A 17,604-nucleotide genomic window follows, 5' to 3' on the forward strand; every position below is an offset into this window, starting at 1 on the left:
GCGGGCGGCCCGGCGAGCCGCCCTGACGCCCCGTCCGGGTGGCCCTCGCCGTCACGCTCCGTTCCGGAAACCTGGCGCGTCGAAGTGCCGTCCGCCGCCGCGGCGTCCCTCGGGGCCGGGGAGCCTGGGCCCGCCGCCGCCGCGGCCACGCTCCCATGGACATCGGCGTGGATCCGTACGATCATCGCACCGTACGACGGGATCCTGGCCGGCTCTCTGCGTGACGGAGGACGCTTGACCGAGGTGAGGATACGGCGTGAGCTTGTCGGCCGGGCCGACGAGACTTCCCTGGTGGAGGCCGCGATCACCGACGGTCACCGCTTGGTCCTCATTGACGGCGAGCCGGGAGTGGGCAAGACCCGGCTGCTGGAGCATCTGGTCGAACGGGCGCACGCCGCCGGGCGTACGGTGCTGGCCGGCAGCGCCACCGAGTTCGAGCGGCTCGTCCCCTTCGGGACGTACGTGGACGCCTTCACCCGCCTGACCGACGCCGCCCCCAGCCCGCCGGCGGAGGCGGCGCTGCGTGCGCTGCTGTCGGCGGACAAGGCCGACCAGCTCGATCGCTACCACACCTATCGCGACATCCGATCGTTCCTGGCCGAGCTGGCCGACGACCGGGGCGTCGTCCTGGCGCTCGACGACCTGCACTGGGCGGACGCGCCCTCGCTCGAACTGACCGAGTTCCTGCTCCGGCGCCCGCCGGCCGCCGGGTTCACGCTGGCCATCGCCTGCCGGTCGGACGCGGTCCCGCCGGTGGTGGGCGAAGCCGTCGCCCGCCGGGATCCGCGCGTCACCCGGCTGAGCCTGGCCCCGCTCGGCGAGGACGCGGCGGCCCTGCTGATGCCGCCGGAGGTGGACCCGCGCCGGCGGCGGCTGATGTACCGGGTCAGCGGGGGAAATCCGCTGTTCCTGTGGGCGCTGCTGGACGCCGACGACCGGCGCCTGTCGGAGCTGGCCGAAGACCGGCCGGGGGCGACGCTCGCCCTCGAACAGACCCTGCTGGCGGTGCTGCGCCGGGAGCTGGACCGGCTCTCCCCCGCCGGGCGGCGGGCGGCCCACGCGGCGGCGGTCGCCGGCGAGCTGGCCTCGCTCGTCGTCATCTCCCACGTCGCCGAGCTCGACCTGGCCGGCACCGCCGCCGCCGTGGACGAGCTGTGCCGGCACGGTCTCGGCACGCTGGCGGGAGCGCGGTTCACGTTCCGGCATCCCCTGGTACGCGCCGCCGCGTACGACACGTGCGGAGCGGGCTGGCGTGTCGCCGCCCACGCCAGGATCGCCGATCACCTGCGCGGCAACGACGGCTCGCTGGCGTTGCTCGCCCACCACACCGAGCGGTGCGCCGAGCTCGGTGACGAGCGGGCCGCCAGGACGCTGGGCGACGCGGGCCTGGCCTACCTCGACTCGGCGCCGACGACCGCGGTGCGGCTGCTCCGCGAGGCCCTGCGGGTGCTGCCCGAACGCGACGACCTCGTCCCGTACCGCGGCGTGCTGCTCACCGGGCTGGCGCGGGGCACCGGCGTGATGGGCTCGCTGACGGAGAGCCGGCGCATCCTGCACGAAGTCATCCACCTGCCGCACGAGGTGGCCTCGGCGGCGGTGGCCTTCTCCTCGGTGATCTCGCGCATGCTCGGCCGGCTGGACGAGGCGCGGGCCCTGCTGAGCGCCCAGACCCGCAAGGCCGGGGACGACGGGCGGGTACGCGCCCAGCTCCTGTCCGAGCTGGCCGCCGTGGCCATGCTGCGCTCGGACCCCGGCGGTGCCAGGCGGCACGCGCACGAAGCCCTCGCGCTCGTGTCGAAGACGACCGATCCGGCTCTCGAGGCGGCGGCGTACGCGCTGCTGGCGGTGGCCTGCCTGCAGGACGGCGACCTCGCGGCGGCGCGGGCGCACAGCAGGCGCGCCGGCTGGCTGATGGACAGCGCCTCGGACACCGCGCTGGTGCCGCATGTCGAGCTGGTGGCGCCGCTGTCGTGGAGCGAGATCTCCCTGAACCGGCCCGCGGACGCCGAGCGCCATCTGGCCCGCGGCATCGACCTGGCCACGCGGTCCGGCCGCAGCTACGCGATGCCGTACCTGCTGATCGGGCAGGCGCAGCTCAGGACCAGGGCCGGCCGCCTGGCGGAGGCCATCGAGATCGCCGAGCACGCCGCGTCGGCGTCCGAGTACATCCACAGCAGCGAGACGCTGGCGATGGCCCGATGCGTCCTGCTGTTGCCTGTCCTGTGGCGGCATGGCGTCGATCCCGCCATGACGCTCGCCGACTCGCTCACCGCCGCCGGCCCAGGGTCGGCCTGGTGGCAGGCGATCGCGTACGTGTCGGTGGCCCGGGTCCGGCTGGCCGGCCGCACCGGAGGCGATCACCCGCAGCCGCCGGTCCTGACCAGGGACACCGAGGTCGAACGGCTCGCCGTGCAGTCGATCCGCGCCGGAGCCGACGGCGACGTGGGCACCGCGCTCGAACGGTCGGCGGCGGCGGTGGAGGCGGCGGGCGACCTCCCGTACCAGCTCGGCATCGCCTACGACGCCCGCGCCCGCGCGTTGAGCGGCCACGACGACCTGCCAGGGGCCGTGGCCGCCGCGCGGATCGCCGCCGAGCGGTTCGGCGAGGGCGGCGCGGTCGTCGAGCGGGGCGTGGCCCATCAGCTGCTCGCCACCGTCCACGGCCGCATGGGGGACGTGGCGTCGTCCCACGCCGAGATCGGCCGGGCCAAGGCCGCCTACCGGGAGTCGGGCGCGGACTGGCTGGCCGGGCAGCTGACCCGGGTGGAGCGGCGGCTCGCCGCCAGCGGGCAGCGGCACGTGGCGCGCGAGACGGCGCTGACGAAGCGCGAGCTCCAGGTGGCGGAGCTCATCAGCCAGGGGCTGACCAATCGGGAGGTCGCCGAGCAGCTGCAGGTCAGCCAGAAGACGGTGGAGACGCATGTGACGCGCATCTTCAGCAAGTTCGACGTGCGGTCGCGGGTGGCGCTGGCCAGACGGCTGGCGAGCCGGGGCGACCGCCCGGCGAGCGGTTGACGGGCGAAGCCGCCGGACGGCTCGCGCTCGTCCGGCGGCTCCGGCTGTGGTCTAGGCCCACTCCTCGCTGGTGATCTCGGTGACGTCGTCGTTGACGTTGACGTTGGGCATGCAGGGGTCGGGCTTGGGGACGATCTTGAACTGGATCCAGATGAGCCGGATCGGCTCGCGCAGTCCTCCGCCGCTCACGACGGACGTCGAGGCCTGCATGCCCCCGCCGCCGGACTGCTCCACCTGAGTGGGCTTGCACGGGTCCCCGTTGGGGGCGTTCGTGGCCCCACCGGTGCCGCCCGTACCGCCGGTGCCGCCCGTGCCGCCGGTGCCGCCGCCGTCGCCGCCACCGGTACCGCCGCCGTCGCCACCACCCGTACCGCCACCGTCGCCGCCGCCGGTGCCGCCGCCAGTGCCACCACCAGTGCCGCCGCCCGTGCCGCCACCTGTACCTCCGCCGGTGCCACCGCCAGTGCCGCCACCGGTGCCACCGCCAGTGCCGCCGCCGCCTGAGCCGCCCGACTCACCGGTCGGGTAGGTGTACGTGGCGGGGATCCAGCTGTACGTCGGGCCGCTGCCGTAGTTACCGCCACCGCCGATGCCCCCGCTGACCACCTGCGCCCCCGGGATCGCCGGGAACGGGATCGGATCGGTCACGATGGTCACCGGGAAGGCGGTCTCACCGTTCGGGCGAATGTAGTGGCAGATGCTGTCGATCTCGGTCCCTTCGCACAACAGCTCGGGGTGAGCGCGTGCCCATTCCTCGAACTCCGCGTCGGCGTCGGGGTCCTGCGCGTCGGCCACCGGGTTGGTGTGGACGTTGGTGAAGTCGGGACCGTCGGGGAAGAGATCGGGGAACTCGCGGGCCATGACGGTGGCCAGCGCCTTGCCGATCGCGACGGCGCCGGGCTCGTTGGGGTGGAAGCTCTCCTGATTGATCTTGAAGACCTTGTTCACGCCCACGAGCTCCCACCGCGTCTTCAGCCCGTTGAAGTACGGCGCCGCCGTGCCGAGCTCATGACCGGCCACCACGCTGGTGCCGTTCGGCCCCGCCGTGTTCGGGTCGAACAGGACCAGTTTGACGTTCGGGTACCTGGCGCGGAAGTTCGTGACCGCGTCCTTGATCGCCTGGTTCACCTTGTCGGCGAACGGATACATCTCGTCCAGGGCCGCGCCGGTGATCTGCTTGATGCCGGTGTTGCCCGACGCCTTGACGGCCAGCGGGTAGAGCGCCACGATCAGCGCCGCGCCGGTCGCCTTGAGATGGGTGTCCACCAGGGCCTGTTCGACGTTGGCCGCGACCTGCGGCATCCGCTTCTTCAGCCGCTCCACCTCAAGGCGGACGTCACGCGCCTGATAGTTGTGGATCTCCGGGCTGTGGATGTCCTCGTCCAGCCAGCTCACATAGTGCGAGGCGATCGCGGACGACAGCAGCGACCCGAAGCCGGCGTCGTTGCCGCCGAGCCCGAAGTAGACGATGTCGGAGTTCGCGGGAACGCCGTCGATCTGGGGCGGGTTGCGGACCACGTGGCAGTTGTCGTCCTCGCACTGCCGGTACATGAGATGTTTGGTCTGGGCTCCCGACGACGCGTTGAAGTGCAGCTTGTCGCCGCCCCAGGTGGTGCGGATCTCCTGGGGCAGGATCGTGTACGACCCGAACGGGTAGCGGCCCTGCTCCAGATAGGCCCAGGCCAGGTGAGACGGCGCGAAACCGGACTGGTGCACCCAGCGCTCCGGGCCCGGCCACCCGACGTAGCGGCTCTCGTGGCTCGCGCCTTCGCCGCTCGTGTAGCTGTCGCCGACCGTCGCCATCGTGTACGGCCGCCTCGGCGGCGTCGTCGTGGGATCGGGCGTCGGCGGCTCCTGGGTCGGAGGGGGCTCCCAGGTGGGAGGAGGGGTGGGGAACGTCGGGACGGGTTTGAACGTCGGCTTGACCGGCGGCGTCGTCGGGAGGAGCGCGGACTGCCCGGCCGACGCCGGAGCACTGGCCAGCACGGTCGCGACGAGGGCGGCCACGAGCCCGATCAGCCCGAACGTGAGCCATCTCGGTAACCGGTGGGGAGGTCGCATGAACAAGCCTTCCATTTCGCCGGAGGGAAACGCGGTGTCTTGCCGCAGGAATCATCCGCCGGCATGCGATCGCTAACATCGGGTGCTCCGCGTCATACCACCCCGACATTCCGCCCCGGGGACGCCGCCCCCGGCGAGGGCAGCCGGGCCGCGAGGACGCTCTCGAGACACCCGGTTGACATTAATCACAGGCCGAAATGTCCAGTTTTGCGTGACAAGTCCGTAATGGGACGGCAAAATGCGGGACCACCAGCCTCTCCCGCCACTGGAGGAACCCATGCGCAGACCCCTTGGACCCCTGGGTGTCCTCGCCGCCGTCGCCGGCCTCGCCGCCTGCTCCCCCTCCGCCGACCAGCCGCCGGCCGGAGCGGCCGGAGCGGTGCCCGAGGTGACCGCGCCGGCGAACGGCGCGGCGCCGGCACAGACCGGAAAGCCGGCCCCCCGATCGACCCCCGAGTCGGACGATTGCCGCGTGAGCGTGGCCAGGCCGGGCATCTCCGCGCTCAGGATCCGGACGTCGGCGACCCGCCGTGACTGCGTGCACCCGGCGCTGCTGCGCATCCGGGTCAAGCGCGCCGTCCCCGGCGACGATCCGGTCGTCAAGAGCGGCGCCACCAGGAAGGGCCAGATCGCCCTGCAACTGCCCTGCGAGCCGGGCACGTACTACGCCGTCGCCACCGACTACCGGGGCGGCACCACCACGTCCAAGGCCGTACGGCTGACGTGCGTCACCCCCACCCCCACGCCGCGAGAGACGAAGGCGCCGCCGGCTCCGGAGAAGAAGGCGACCGTCACGTCCGTCGGCACGGCGCTGGAGAACGAGGTCGTCCGGCTGACCAACGCCGAGCGGGCCAAGGGCGGCTGCGACCCGCTCAAGCACGACGCGCGGCTGAGCAGGGCCGCGCTCGGTCACTCGGCCGACATGGCGAGGAACGACTACTTCGACCACGACTCCCAGGACGGCCGCGACATGGTCGACCGCATGCGCGCGACCGGCTTCACCGGCTCGGCCTGGGCCGAGAACATCGCCATGGGTCAGCGGTCGGCGGCCGAGGTGGTCCGGAGCTGGATGAACAGCGACGGCCACCGGCAGAACATCATGAACTGCTCCTACACCCTCATCGGGGTGGGCGCGGCCAAGGACTCGCAGGGACAGATCTACTGGACGCAGGACTTCGCCGCCCGCTGAGGTCGCGGGCGGCCGTTCGATCAGCCGGGCGGCTCGACCCGCGCACAAGCCGGCCGGCACGCCTTCGTCAGGTGCGGGCGCGCCACAGCAGGTAGACGAAGTACGGCGTGCCGATCAGCGCCGTCACCAGCCCCGCCGGCACCTGCGCCGGCGCGATCACGGTACGGCCGAGCGTGTCGGCGAGGCTGACCAGCAGCCCGCCGAGCAGCGCGGCCACCGGCAGCACCCGGGCGTGGTGCGCCCCGACCAGGGCGCGGGCGGCATGCGGAGCCACCAGCCCCACGAAGCCGACGACCCCGACGGCCGAGACCGCCGTGGAGGTGAGCAGGACGGCGCCGGCGAGCGCGCCCAGCCGTACCGGCTCCAGGGGCACGCCCAGGATGCGCGGGGTGTCCTCGTCCAGGGACAGCAGGTCGAGGTCCCTGCGCAGCCAGGCCAGCAGCGGGATCACGATCACCAGCGCCAGCGCGACGGGAATGAGCTGCTCCGGGACGCGGCCGTAGGTGGAGCCGGACAGCCAGGTCAGGGCCTTGGCCGTGTTCCACGGGTCGGACATCACGATGATCAGCACGGTGATGGCCGTGCAGATCGCCTGCACGGCGACCCCGATCAGGACCAGGCGGTCCGAGCTCAGCCCGCCCCGCCACGCCAGCCCGTACACCAGGGCGAACGCGATCATCGCGCCCAGGCCGGCGGCCACGGACATCGTCCAGATCCCGGCCAGCGGCACCAGGGTGAGCAGCGCGACCGCGCCGACGCCCGCTCCGGTGGTGACGCCGAGCACGCCCGGCTCGGCCAGCGGGTTGCGGCACACGGCCTGCACGGCGGCGCCCGCCACGGCCAGCGCCGCGCCGGCCAGCACGGCGGCCACCACTCTTGGCCAGCGCTGGTCCAGGACGAAGGTCAGCGCCCGCCCGCTGCGGCTCTGCAGCCAGTTGGCCACGTCACCCGCGAGCAGCCACCGGTCACCGCCCAGCAGGCCGAGCAGCAGCGCGCCCGCCAGCAGGGCCGCGCAGACGGCGACCACGACCAGGAACGCGGTGCGGGACCGGGCCGCGCCGGTGCGTACGGCGGGCGGCCTGCGGGTCGGGCCGGCGTCGCGGTAGCGGCGGGCCAGCCAGATCATCACCGTCGCGCCGAGCACGGTGGTCACCACGCCGGGCGGCACCTCCACCCCGGCCTGCGCGCCGAGCACGGCCCGCAGCATGATGTCGGAGCCCAGCACGATCAGCACGCCGGCCAGCCCGGACAGGGGCACCAGCACGCGGTGCCGGTGCAGCCCGGGAATGGACTTGGGCAGCAGCCGCACGACCACCGGCGCGCACAGCCCGACGAACCCGATGGGCCCCGCGATCGTCACCGCGGCGGCGGCCAGCAGCACGGCCAGCAGCGTCAGCCACAGGCGCAGCCGCCGCACGTTCAGTCCGAGCACGGTGGCGGTGTCGTCGCCGAGGCCGAGGATGTCAAGCCGGGGCCCGGCCAGCACGGCGGCGGCCAGCGCCACCACGATCAGCGGGCCGAGCTGGGTGACGGCGGCCAGGTCGCTCTGCACGAGCGAGCCGCTGCCCCAGGCGTAGAGCCCGGTGGTCTCCTGCTGGAAGAGGATCATGACGAGGTTCGTCAGTGAGTGCAGCGCCAGCGACGTGGCCGTGCCGGCCAGGATCAGCCGGGTCGTGCCGGTGCGCCCGCCGGCCGACAGCGCCAGCACCAGCGCGGCGGCGGCCAGCCCGCCGATCAGCGCCAGCCCGCCCGACGCCGCGACGGGCAGCGCCAGCCCGAACGCGGCCGCGGTGACGACCGCCAGGTACGCGCCCGAGCTGACGGCCAGCGTGTCCGGCGAGGCCATGGCGTTGCGGGCGACCGCCTGCAGCAGCGCGCCCGCGGCCCCCAGCGCGAGGCCGACGCAGAGGCCGGCCAGCAGCCGCGGCAGCCGCGAGGCCACCAGCACGCGGGCGGCCTCCTCGGCGGTGCCGGAGTCGCCGCCGAACGGCAGCGCCAGCAGGTCGAGCGCGCCGATCGACGAGGTGCCCTGTGTCACGTGCACGGCCGCCACCAGGACGGTGGCGGCCAGCGCGAGAAGGAAGACCCCGGCGGTGCCCAGCCGCCGCAGCGGCGTGGTGGGCGGTGCCGGGGTCAGGACGTCCGTGCTCAACCCGTGAACGCCTTCACCAGCGCGTCGGCGTACTGCTGGCAGGACAGGGGCCCGCCGAAGGTCCAGATGCCGTCCGGGAGCTTGGTGACCTGCTGCTTCTTCACGAACGGCAGCGACTTCCAGATGGCGTTGTCCGCCAGGCCGTCGGCGAAGACGTCGTCGCCGTCGGAGGCGTTGTAGAAGAAGCGGGTGTCGGGGTCCTTGAGCACGCTCAGTCCCTCGACGTCGGTGGTGCCCAGGCCCCACTGGCCGTCCACCTTGCCGGTCCAGGCGTTCTTCAGCCCGAGCTGCCCGGCGACCTCGGAGACCAGCGCGCCCTTGCCGAAGAGACGGACGCTGATCGTGCTGCCTTCCTTCCATCCGTCGGCCATGACGAACGGCTTGCCCGCGGCGCCCGCGGCGGCGAGCTTCGCCTTGCCGTCGGCCAGCGCCGCGTCGAAGTCGCTCAGCAGCTTGGCGGCGACGTCGGTCTTGCCCACGGCGGTGGCGATCATGTTGACGTCGTCGCGCATGCGGTCGAGGTTGTCGCTCGCGTCGCTGCCCTTGGCCACCAGCACCGGCACGAACTTCTCCAGCTGCGCGGCCAGCTCCTCGTCGTCGGACTCCATGACGACCAGGTCGGGCTGCAGGGCGCTGATGGAGTCGATGCTGGGCTCCTGCCGGGTGCCGACGTCCTTGACCGAGGCGTCGAGCTTAGCGGCGGTGACCCAGGTGGCGTACCCCTTCACGTCGGCCGCGCCCACCGGCATGACGCCGAGACCGGCCAGCATCTCGGTCTCGCCCCACTCCAGGCTGACCACCCTGGTCGCCGGGCGTTCGAGCGTGACCTGCTTGCCGCGGGCGTCGGTCAGGGTCACCGGGGCGGCGGTGGGCGAGGCGGCGCCGCTGGAGGCGGGCGCCTGCTCGGGTACGGGGGCCTCGGTGGTGCCACAGGCGGCGAGGACGGCGACGGCGGCGAGGGCTGTCAGGGGGGCCGTGAGGGCACTGCGCATGGTTGTTCCTGTCATGTCGTTGCGTGAAGGGTCTTGCTGTGGCGGCCGATCGGCCGGGTGGTCACGGTGCCCGTTCCGGGGTCCTGGCTGACCTCGATGCGGATGCCGTACGTGTCGCTGAGCAGCTCCTCCGTCAGCACCTGCGCCGGCGGCCCGTCCGCGCGGACCCGGCCCCGGTGCAGCAGCACGACGTGGTCGGCGACCTCGGCGGCCTGGTTGAGGTCGTGCAGGACCACGCCGATCGCCACCCCGTGCTCTTGGGCCAGGTCGCGGATCAGGTCGAGCAGCTCCACCTGGTAGCGCAGGTCGAGGAACGTGGTGGGCTCGTCCAGCAGGAGGACGCCGGTGTCCTGGGCCAGGCAGGTGGCGAGCCAGACGCGCTGGAGCTCGCCGCCGGACAGCTCGTCCACCGGCCGCTCGGCCATGGGCGTCAGGCCGGTCAGCTCCATGGCCCGTTCGACGGCGGCGCCGCCCTCGGGGTCCGCGGCCCGCCAGCGCCGCCGGTAGGGGTGGCGGCCGTACCCGACGACGTCGCGCACGCGCACGCCGCCCGGTGTCGGGCGGCTCTGCGCCAGCAGCGTCACCCGCTGGGCGAAGTCGCGCGCGGCCAGGTCCAGTGCGTTGACGCCGTCACCCAGCGTCACGGTGCCGCTGTCGGGGCGGTGCAGCCTGGCCAGCGCACGCAGCAGCGTGGACTTGCCGCTGCCGTTGGGGCCCACAAGGGCGGTCACGTGGCCCGGCCGCAGCGCGATGCGGCCCTCTTCGACCACGGTGGTGCCGTGATAGCTGAGGTTGAGCTCCGCGCCGCGGAGAGAGATCTCCTCGGTCATGAAGCAAAGGTTAGGCTAACCTTGCTTACTGCGCCATGGCGGGGTCTGCGTAAACGCAAAAAAGCCGGGACGCGGATCGGCGGGTCGCGAGTGTGCTGCGCCCGCACAGCGGGAATGACCGGTTCCGGCCATGTGCCCGCACTATTACTCCGCCTGCGGCTGACGTAGCTTCGCGAGCACCGGATCTCCCGAGGAGGGACATGTTCCCGCGCTCGATCAGGCGTGCCGCGATCGCCGCCGCCCTATCCCTGACACTGTCCGTGCCCCTGTCCGCCCCCGCCTCCGCCGCGGATCGCGGCCCCGGCGCACCCGGCATCGGAGACGTCTACTTCCCCGACTACGGAAACGGGGGCTACGACGTCAAGCACTACGGCCTGAAGCTGGACTACCAGCCGGGCACCGACCGGCTGGAGGGTCAGGCGACCTTGCTGGCCACCGCCTCGCAGACGCTGACGCGGTTCAACCTCGACTTCCTGCTGGACGTGCAGCGAGTCGAGGTCAACGGCAGGCCGGCCGCCTTCGCCAGGACGGGCGTCCACGAGCTGGAGATCACTCCGGCCCGCGCCCTGCCCAGGTTCCTGCCGTTCGTCGTCGAGGTGACCTACGCGGGCACCCCCAGCTCGATCGAGGTGCCCGGCATCGTCCGGCCGTGGATCAAGCGCGCCGACGGCGCGCTCGCGCTGGGCGAGCCGGAGATCGCCTGGTGGTGGTATCCGAGCAACGACCACCCGGCGGACAAGGCAACCTTCGACATCACGGTCACCGTCCCCGAGGGCAAGCAGGCGATCAGCAACGGCGTGCTCGCCTCCCAGCGCACCTCGCGCGGCAGGACCACCTTCCACTGGCTGATGGACAAGCCCATGGCCACCTATCTGGCCATGCTCTACATCGGCGACATCGAGGTGCACAGGGCCCGCTCGTCCACCGGCCTGCCGGTGACCACCGCGTACGACAAGACCCTCGGCGCGCGCCTGGAGTTCGCGAAGGCCAGCGTCGAGCGTACGGCCGAGATCGTCGACTGGGAGTCGAGCGTCTTCGGCCGCTACCCGTTCTCCTCGATGGGCGGCTCGGTCGTCAACGAGAACGTGGGCTTCGCGCTGGAGACCCAATCGCACCCCGTCTACGACTCGATCTTCTTCGAGTCCGGGCCTGACGTCAGTGTCGTCGTGCACGAGAACGCCCACCAGTGGTTCGGCGACAGCGTCGCGCTCAAGCAGTGGCGCGACATCTGGCTGAACGAGGGGTTCGCCACCTACGCCGAGTGGCTGTGGTCCGAGAAGGAGGGCACCGGCACCGCCGCCGAGCTGGCCAACGCCATCTACAACGACATCCCGGCCGACCACCCCCGGTTCTGGCTCAGGGTCCCGGGCGATCCCACCCCGCCCTTCCTCTTCTACGCCTCGGTCTACTGGCGTGGCGGCATGACTCTCCAGGCGCTGCGCGGCGAGGTCGGCGACCAGGACTTCTTCGCCATCATCAAGGCCTGGGCCAAGATCAAGCAGCACGGCAACGGAAACACCGACGAGTTCATCTCGCTGTCGGAGAAGATCTCCGGCGAGCAGCTCGACGCGCTCTTCCAGACCTGGCTGTTCCAGCCCGGCAAGCCGGCCAATCCGCCCGCGGCGGTGACGGCCCAGGTCAAGGCCCAGACAGGACCTCCGGCCTCCTACGAAAGCCACAAGAGGCTCCACGAGTTGCTGCACGGCCCCGCCTGACGGGCTCCCGCCCACCCGATGCCACGCGCGCGGCGACCGAGCCGCGCGCGTGGCATCGGGGCGTCGCTTGACACGAAGGGGCTAACCGTTAGATGTTACGGCTAACGGTTAGGGGGCCCCATGCAGCAGGAAGTCGTCCTGGCGATGCTGGCCAAAGAACCCTCGCACGGCTATCAGCTGCGTGCGCGGCTGCGCGACGCGCTCGGCCCGCTCGGCGAGGCGATGAACGCCGGGCAGGTCTACGTCACGCTGGCCCGGCTGGAGAAGGCCGGTCTGCTGGCGGTCGAGAAGTCCGCCGACGGCGCCGACCGGTCCGATCGCAAGGTGTACGCGCTCACCCCCGCGGGCCAGCAGCGAGTCACCGAGTGGATCTCCGAGGTGAGCTGGCCGAGACCCGACCTCGCGGAGTTCCATCTCAAGCTGATCGCGGCCGCGTCGGCCGGGCTGGCCGACCCGCTCACCATCCTCGACACCCAGCGCAGGGAGCTGCTGCGCCGGCTGCGTGACGCCCAGCGCGCCGCCATGGCCGAGCCGGACCACTCGGACGCGGCGCTGTTGCTGGAGGGCATCGTGCTCCGGCTCCAGGCGGACCTGCGCTGGCTGGAGGCGTGCGAGCGGAACTGGACGCACCGAAGGAGCGGATCGTGAGCAACGTCGCCGGCCCGCCCGTGCTTCGCGCCTGCGGGTTACGCAAGGAGTACAGGAAGGGCTGGTGCGCGCCGTGGACGGGGTCGATCTCGACATCGGCGCGGGAGAGACGGTGGCGGTGATGGGGCCCAGCGGCTGCGGGAAGTCCACGCTGCTGCACCTGCTCGGCGGGCTGGATCGGCCCTCGGGCGGAGAGGTGACGCTGAACGGCCGCCGCCTCGACGGCCTCGACGAGAAGGCCCTGGCCCGGATCCGGCGCACTGCCGTCGGCTTCGTCTTCCAGTCCTTTCACCTGATGGAGGAGCTCACCGCCGTGGAGAACGTCGAGCTGCCGGCGCTGCTGGCCGGACGCTCGCCGCGGGTCGCCAAGCGGCGGGCGGAGGAGCTGCTGGAGCAGATCGGGCTCGCCGGCCGGGCGCGTTTCCTGCCCTCCGAGCTGTCCGGCGGCCAGCGCCAGCGGGTCGCGGTCGCCCGCGCGTTGAGCAACGAGCCGCTGGTCGTGCTCGCCGACGAACCGACCGGGAGTCTGGACAGCGCCGCCACCGTGGACGTCCTTCAGCTCTTCGAGAGCCTGCACGAGTCCGGGCAGACGCTGGTCATCGTCACCCACGACGCGCGGATCGCGGCCACCGCGGACCGGCTGATCTCGATGCGCGACGGCGCGTTCGTGGACGAGACCAGGCTGTCCGGTGGCACCACGGGGCGGCTCGGCGCCCTCGCCGGACTGGAGGACTGAGGGCGATGGGCCGCATCCTGCTCGTGGGCCGTCTCGCCGTACGCGATCTGCGGCGGCGCCGCGTCGAGACCGCGCTTCTGCTGCTCGCCATCATGGCGGCCACCACGACGCTGACACTCGGGCTCGTCCTGCGCGACGCGGCGAGCGACCCGTACCAGCACCCGTGCGGCGACCAGGGGGCCCGACGTGGTCGCCGGCGTCGGCCGGGCCGCCGAGCCTTCCGGCCTCGCCGCGCTCGGAAAACTGGCCGGCGCTCCCGGCGTAGTCGGCCACAGCGGGCCGTACCCGGTCACCGCGGCGAAACTCCAGGCCGCCGGCCGGACGTCGGACGTGCAGGCCGTGGGGCGCGACGCCGCGTCCGCCTCGGTCGACCAGCCTCGGCTGGTGGCGGGCGGCTGGGTCGGCGATGGCGGCGTGGTGGTCGAGGCCGCCTTCGCCAACGCCCTCGACGTGCGCGTCGGCGATCCGGTCACCCTGAACGGCCGGTCGTTCGAGGTCGTCGGCGTCGCGGTCACCGCCGCCATGCCGCCCTATCCCGGGTCGTCCTGCATCGTCGCCGCCGGTTGCGTGAACGGCGTCGCTCCCGAGGACCAGGCTCTGCCTCCGGGGGTGCTGCACAATCCCGGCCTGGTGTGGCTCACCCAGGCGGACGTACGGAGCCTCGCCCCGGATCCGGGCTCCCTGGCCTACGTACTGAACCTGAAGCTGGCCGACCCGGACGGAGCCCAGACGTTCGCCGACGCGAACCAGGGCGGCCCCGGCCGCGCCATGTCCCTGCAGCCCTGGAACAGCATCCTCGAAGACGCCACCGAGCTGGCCAGAGACTCCCAGATCCTGCTGCTGATCGGAGCCTGGGGGCTCGCCCTGGTCGGCGGCTGGATGGCCGATCAGACCAGGCGCGTGGGGCTGCTCAAGGCGGTCGGCGGCACGCCGGGCCTGGTCGCCGCCGTGCTGCTCGCGGAGTATCTCCTCGTGGCCGTCGTTCCCGCCCTGCGCGCCGCCCGCTCCAGCACCGTCAGCGCGCTGGCCGACTCGCCCCGCCCGCCCCGCCGCGTCGGCTGGCTGATCGCGATCTCGGCGCGGCTGCCCGTCCCGCTGCTCCTCGCCCTGCGGATCGCCGCCCGCCGGCCGCGCCGGGTCGTGCTGGCCGTGGTCAGCATCGCGATCACGGTCAGCGGGATCTTCGTCGTGCTCGTGCTCAACGCCTTCCTCGCCGACCAGCCGATCACCGGCGGGTATGACGGGGCTCAGGTCGGGGTGCTGCGCCACGTGCTCCCCGTCTGGACGGTCATCCTGCTCTGCCTGGCGGCGGTCAACGCCGTCGTCATCACGTGGGCGACGGTGCTGGACAACCGGCATTCGCTGGCGCTAGCGCGCGCTCGGCGCGACCCCTCGCGACGTGAGCGCGGCGATGGCGGCCACGCAGGTGCTGCCCGCGCCCGCTAGAGCCGTCCTGGGCGTCTTCCCCGGAGGCTTCGCGCTGTTCGCCGCCGTGAACGCGATCACCGGCGGCGACGGCGACCGGGCCACGCTGCCCGCACCCTGGCAACTGCTCGCCCTGGTGCTGGCCACCGTGCTCGTGGCGGCGGCGCTCGCTTCGGTCCCCGCCCGCCTCGGCGGGCGGCGTCCCGTGGCCGAGGCTCTCTGACCCGATGTCCGGGAGCTCTCGTCTCCTCGGTCCTAGCCGAGCCGGTCACGCAACCGGACGCACTCGCGGACGAACCGGCTTCTGCCGCCACCCGTCGCGTACGCCGACACCTCCGGAATCGCACCGCGCGCCCCCGCCCAGCCGGCCACGTCCGCCGCCAGCGTCACCGCCTCGATGTGCGCCACCCGGGGTCGCTCGCCGGGGGCGGGCAGCAGCGCGGGCAGCAGGCTCGTGAGGATGCGCCACACCGCCGCGTACGCGCCCTGCCGCGCCGCCTCGGCGAGCACGCCCACCACCGGCCGCGCCTGGTAGTACGGCGTGCGCCGCAGCAGCAGCGCCACCTGGGTGCCCACTTCCTCGGCCGGCAGGTCGCCCCTGGCCGCCATCCGCACCAGCAAGGACGCCGCCTCCGGATGCGCCTTCGCGACCTTGGCCGCCAGGGTTAGTGCCATGGCCTCCCCGGCCGGCCCGTCCGCGTCGGCCAGCGCGCGCACCCACGACATGGGGATCTCCGAGTTGAGCAGGTACGGCAGGAAGTCGGTGGCCACGACCTCGCGGTGCGAGGGCAGGAGCGATGGCCACCAGTTGCCGGCGTGGTCGTGGTGGCCCCAGCTCCAGCGGGCCTGCTCGCGCAGCAGCTCGTCGAGGGCTTCGAGGCCGGTCGGCGCGCCCCGCAGCACCGGCTTCAGCCGGATGTCGTACGGCTGGTACCCCGGCTCGCGCTCGTCGAAGTAGTGGCCGGTGGCGCCCTCGATGTAGGACCATCGCAGGCCCGTCACCGGGTCCGGCAGCCCGCCCTCGGCCAGCCAGCGCGCGGCGGTCGCGGCGGCCGGCGAGCCGATCCGCGCGGCGTGCCCGGCCGCTTCGGGGTGGCGCCCGCGCGGCAGCCGCAGCAGCGCCTGCGCCAGGTCGGCGGGCAGCGGCTCGATGCCCGCGGCCGCGCACTGCGCCAGCCGGTCCACCAGCACGGCCGGGTCGAGGTGGCCGGTCGTGAGGGTGGGCGTGGCCAGCAGCACGGGCGGCAGCGTGCCGGCCCGCAGCGCGCGGTGGATCTCGTCGAGCCGGCGCAGCAGGAACAGGTGCGGCGGCGCGAGGGTCTCCGGCCGGGGCAGGTACGGCTGGGCGCGCGGGGCGGTCATCGGCTGGGCGCGCGGGGCGGTCAGCGGCTCGCTCGGCACGCTGAGGCCCAGCAGCCGCCCGGTTTCCTTCCAGGCCGCCTCGAACAGCCGCCCGAAGACCCACTCCAGCCCGCCGATCTCCTCCTCATCCCCGGCACCCGTCCGAACGCCCGCCCTCGCCTGCGAATCGCCCGCCTCAGGACCGGACGCGGGCCCGGGTCCGCCCGAAGCGGACACAGGGCCGGAAGTCGGCTCGGGGCCGGGAGAGGGCTCGGCGACCTCCCTGGCGAGGGCGCCGATCCACTGGCTGACATCGACCCATTCCTCATGGGCGTACACCTGCGGATAGGAGTTGCCGAACTGCGCGCCCAGCGTGCGCCGCAGCTCCTCCCTGTCACCGGCCGCCTGCCGCACGAACGCCGCCAGCCACCGCTCACCGTCCACCCACTCGTAGACACTTCCGATCACGTCCAGCGTGGGCTCGGGAAACGGCTCGGGCCCGGCCGGCGCGGGCAGCGGCGGCGGGGTGAACGCGGCAGGCTGTCCCTGCGGCGTCACGTCCCCGCCGCACACGGCGGCCACCTGCGTCCCGAGCGCCTCCGGGAGCAGGGGCACCGCCTCGGCCAGGACCTCGCCGGCCGGGGCGAAGGCGGCGGAGTGCTTGAGCGCGATCCGGACCGCCCGGCTCTGCACCTCGTAGGAGGCGTGCCCGAATGCCGTCGCGAGCGCGGGCGCGAGCTCGGCCGCGTACGCGAGCTCCTGTTCCAGCCAGCGCAGGCCCCGCAGGGCCAGCTTGGCCTCGGGGCGGAACGTCAGCCCCTCGATCGCCTCGACCAGGTCGGCCGGATCGAGCGGGCCGGCGCGGCGGACCTGGTCCAGCGCCGACTCGGCGACCGCGCCGGGGGCGGCGGGCAGCAGCCGCAGGTAGTCGCGGACGTGGGCGGCGGCCTCCTGCGGCGTCGGGTCGAGCAGCTGGTGCAGCCGGACGAAGAAGCGCAGGCTCACGGCGTCGCCGCCGCGCAGGAAGCGGCGCACGCAGCCGTCGAGCAGCTCCGCGCGCGACACCCTACCGGCGGCCACCAGCTCCCCGATCAACGCGAGCCAGGGGGTGGGGGCGGGCTTGAGGCGTTCCTCGCGCAGCAGGCGACCGACGCCCTCGGCTTCGAAGATCCTCGGCAGAAGCGAGGCCAGCAGCGGGTCATCGGCGGCCGGGCGGGAGCTCAGCCAGGCGGTCACGAGCGGGTCGTGCTCGGGCGGAGGTGCGCCGCAGGCCCGCAGCACGGCCAGGGCCAGCGGGGCGTTGCGGTCGTCGGGCGTGCGGATCTTCCGGGCGAGGCGCGCTGCCACGTCGGCCTGCCAGGCGGCCGGGCGCGTGGCCAGTACACGGACCACCTCTTCCACGCGGGCGCGGCGGCCGGCGAACTCGCGGCGGGTCAGCCAGGCGGCCGTGGCGGCGGGACCGGACAGCACACCCGCTCCCGCTGGCTCTTATACACATCT

General features: G+C 73.3%; 12 protein-coding genes. 7 read left to right on the forward strand and 5 right to left on the reverse strand.

Annotated elements, in window-relative coordinates; all coding sequences use genetic code 11:
* The first annotated feature begins 243 nt into the window (after positions 1 to 243).
* On the forward strand, positions 244 to 3,015 hold the full coding sequence (locus ETD85_RS34450) for a helix-turn-helix transcriptional regulator (protein ID WP_138693998.1): 2,772 nt from the start codon (positions 244 to 246) through the stop codon (positions 3,013 to 3,015).
* Between the two features lie 51 nt (positions 3,016 to 3,066).
* Here the strand turns inward: ETD85_RS34450 and ETD85_RS66985 are convergent, their stop codons facing one another.
* The gene (locus ETD85_RS66985) at positions 3,067 to 5,076 is read right to left on the reverse strand and encodes an SGNH/GDSL hydrolase family protein (protein WP_206058956.1); all 2,010 of its coding nucleotides are present in this window, start codon (positions 5,074 to 5,076) and stop codon (positions 3,067 to 3,069) included.
* A 277-nt stretch (positions 5,077 to 5,353) separates the two neighbouring features.
* Between ETD85_RS66985 and ETD85_RS34460 the strand changes: the two genes are divergently transcribed.
* Positions 5,354 to 6,265 carry a CAP domain-containing protein gene (locus ETD85_RS34460; protein WP_138693999.1) on the forward strand — a complete coding sequence of 304 codons (912 nt, stop codon included), beginning with the start codon at positions 5,354 to 5,356 and terminating at the stop codon, positions 6,263 to 6,265.
* A 67-nt stretch (positions 6,266 to 6,332) separates the two neighbouring features.
* Here the strand turns inward: ETD85_RS34460 and ETD85_RS34465 are convergent, their stop codons facing one another.
* From ETD85_RS34465 to ETD85_RS34475, 3 genes are read right to left on the reverse strand one after another with little or no spacing between them, the layout of a single operon-like run.
* Complete coding sequence (locus ETD85_RS34465) at positions 6,333 to 8,417, reverse strand: iron ABC transporter permease (protein WP_138694000.1); 2,085 nt, start codon at positions 8,415 to 8,417, stop codon at positions 6,333 to 6,335.
* Complete coding sequence (locus tag ETD85_RS34470; protein WP_138694001.1) at positions 8,414 to 9,409, reverse strand: ABC transporter substrate-binding protein; 996 nt, start codon at positions 9,407 to 9,409, stop codon at positions 8,414 to 8,416. The genes ETD85_RS34465 and ETD85_RS34470 overlap by 4 nt, the downstream gene beginning before the upstream one ends.
* 11 nt (positions 9,410 to 9,420) lie before the next feature.
* Positions 9,421 to 10,239 carry an ABC transporter ATP-binding protein gene (locus ETD85_RS34475; RefSeq protein WP_138694002.1) on the reverse strand — a complete coding sequence of 273 codons (819 nt, stop codon included), beginning with the start codon at positions 10,237 to 10,239 and terminating at the stop codon, positions 9,421 to 9,423.
* A gap of 200 nt (positions 10,240 to 10,439) precedes the next feature.
* Here ETD85_RS34475 and ETD85_RS34480 point away from each other — a divergent pair, with 200 nt between their 5' ends.
* The 5 genes from ETD85_RS34480 (at position 10,440) to ETD85_RS64885 (ending at position 14,986) form a co-directional block, all read left to right on the forward strand.
* Entirely contained in the window at positions 10,440 to 11,954 is a 1,515-nt protein-coding gene (locus ETD85_RS34480; RefSeq protein ID WP_138694003.1) for a M1 family metallopeptidase, read from the forward strand.
* A gap of 120 nt (positions 11,955 to 12,074) precedes the next feature.
* Positions 12,075 to 12,602 (forward strand): PadR family transcriptional regulator, encoded by a 528-nt coding sequence (locus tag ETD85_RS34485; RefSeq protein ID WP_138694004.1) that lies wholly within the window; start codon positions 12,075 to 12,077, stop codon positions 12,600 to 12,602.
* 64 nt (positions 12,603 to 12,666) lie between these two features.
* On the forward strand, positions 12,667 to 13,338 hold the full coding sequence (locus tag ETD85_RS34490) for an ABC transporter ATP-binding protein (RefSeq protein ID WP_240779620.1): 672 nt from the start codon (positions 12,667 to 12,669) through the stop codon (positions 13,336 to 13,338).
* A 186-nt stretch (positions 13,339 to 13,524) separates the two neighbouring features.
* A complete protein-coding gene (locus tag ETD85_RS34495; RefSeq protein WP_206058957.1) occupies positions 13,525 to 14,784 on the forward strand; it encodes an ABC transporter permease in 1,260 nt (419 codons plus the stop codon).
* Complete coding sequence (locus ETD85_RS64885; protein ID WP_206058965.1) at positions 14,750 to 14,986, forward strand: hypothetical protein; 237 nt, start codon at positions 14,750 to 14,752, stop codon at positions 14,984 to 14,986. Before ETD85_RS34495 ends, ETD85_RS64885 begins: the two co-directional genes overlap by 35 nt.
* A 32-nt stretch (positions 14,987 to 15,018) precedes the next feature.
* Here ETD85_RS64885 and ETD85_RS34500 read toward each other — a convergent pair whose 3' ends face one another.
* Positions 15,019 to 17,574: a DUF7824 domain-containing protein gene (locus ETD85_RS34500; RefSeq protein WP_138694005.1), complete on the reverse strand. Its 2,556-nt coding sequence runs from the start codon at positions 17,572 to 17,574 to the stop codon at positions 15,019 to 15,021.
* Positions 17,575 to 17,604: the final 30 nt, after the last annotated feature.

It is taken from the genome of Nonomuraea zeae (genome assembly GCF_005889725.1).
GTDB classification, from domain to species: Bacteria; Actinomycetota; Actinomycetes; order Streptosporangiales; family Streptosporangiaceae; genus Nonomuraea; species Nonomuraea zeae.

Excerpts from the sequence above, each read along its gene's own strand:
- ETD85_RS66985 (WP_206058956.1), bottom strand. The coding sequence starts at position 5,076 with ATGCGACCTCCCCACCGGTTACCGAGATGGCTCACGTTCGGGCTGATC.
- ETD85_RS34460 (WP_138693999.1), top strand. The coding sequence starts at position 5,354 with ATGCGCAGACCCCTTGGACCCCTGGGTGTCCTCGCCGCCGTCGCCGGC.
- ETD85_RS34470 (WP_138694001.1), bottom strand. The coding sequence starts at position 9,409 with ATGCGCAGTGCCCTCACGGCCCCCCTGACAGCCCTCGCCGCCGTCGCC.
- ETD85_RS34475 (WP_138694002.1), bottom strand. The coding sequence starts at position 10,239 with ATGACCGAGGAGATCTCTCTCCGCGGCGCGGAGCTCAACCTCAGCTAT.
- ETD85_RS34480 (WP_138694003.1), top strand. The coding sequence starts at position 10,440 with ATGTTCCCGCGCTCGATCAGGCGTGCCGCGATCGCCGCCGCCCTATCC.
- ETD85_RS34485 (WP_138694004.1), top strand. The coding sequence starts at position 12,075 with ATGCAGCAGGAAGTCGTCCTGGCGATGCTGGCCAAAGAACCCTCGCAC.
- ETD85_RS64885 (WP_206058965.1), top strand. The coding sequence starts at position 14,750 with ATGGCGGCCACGCAGGTGCTGCCCGCGCCCGCTAGAGCCGTCCTGGGC.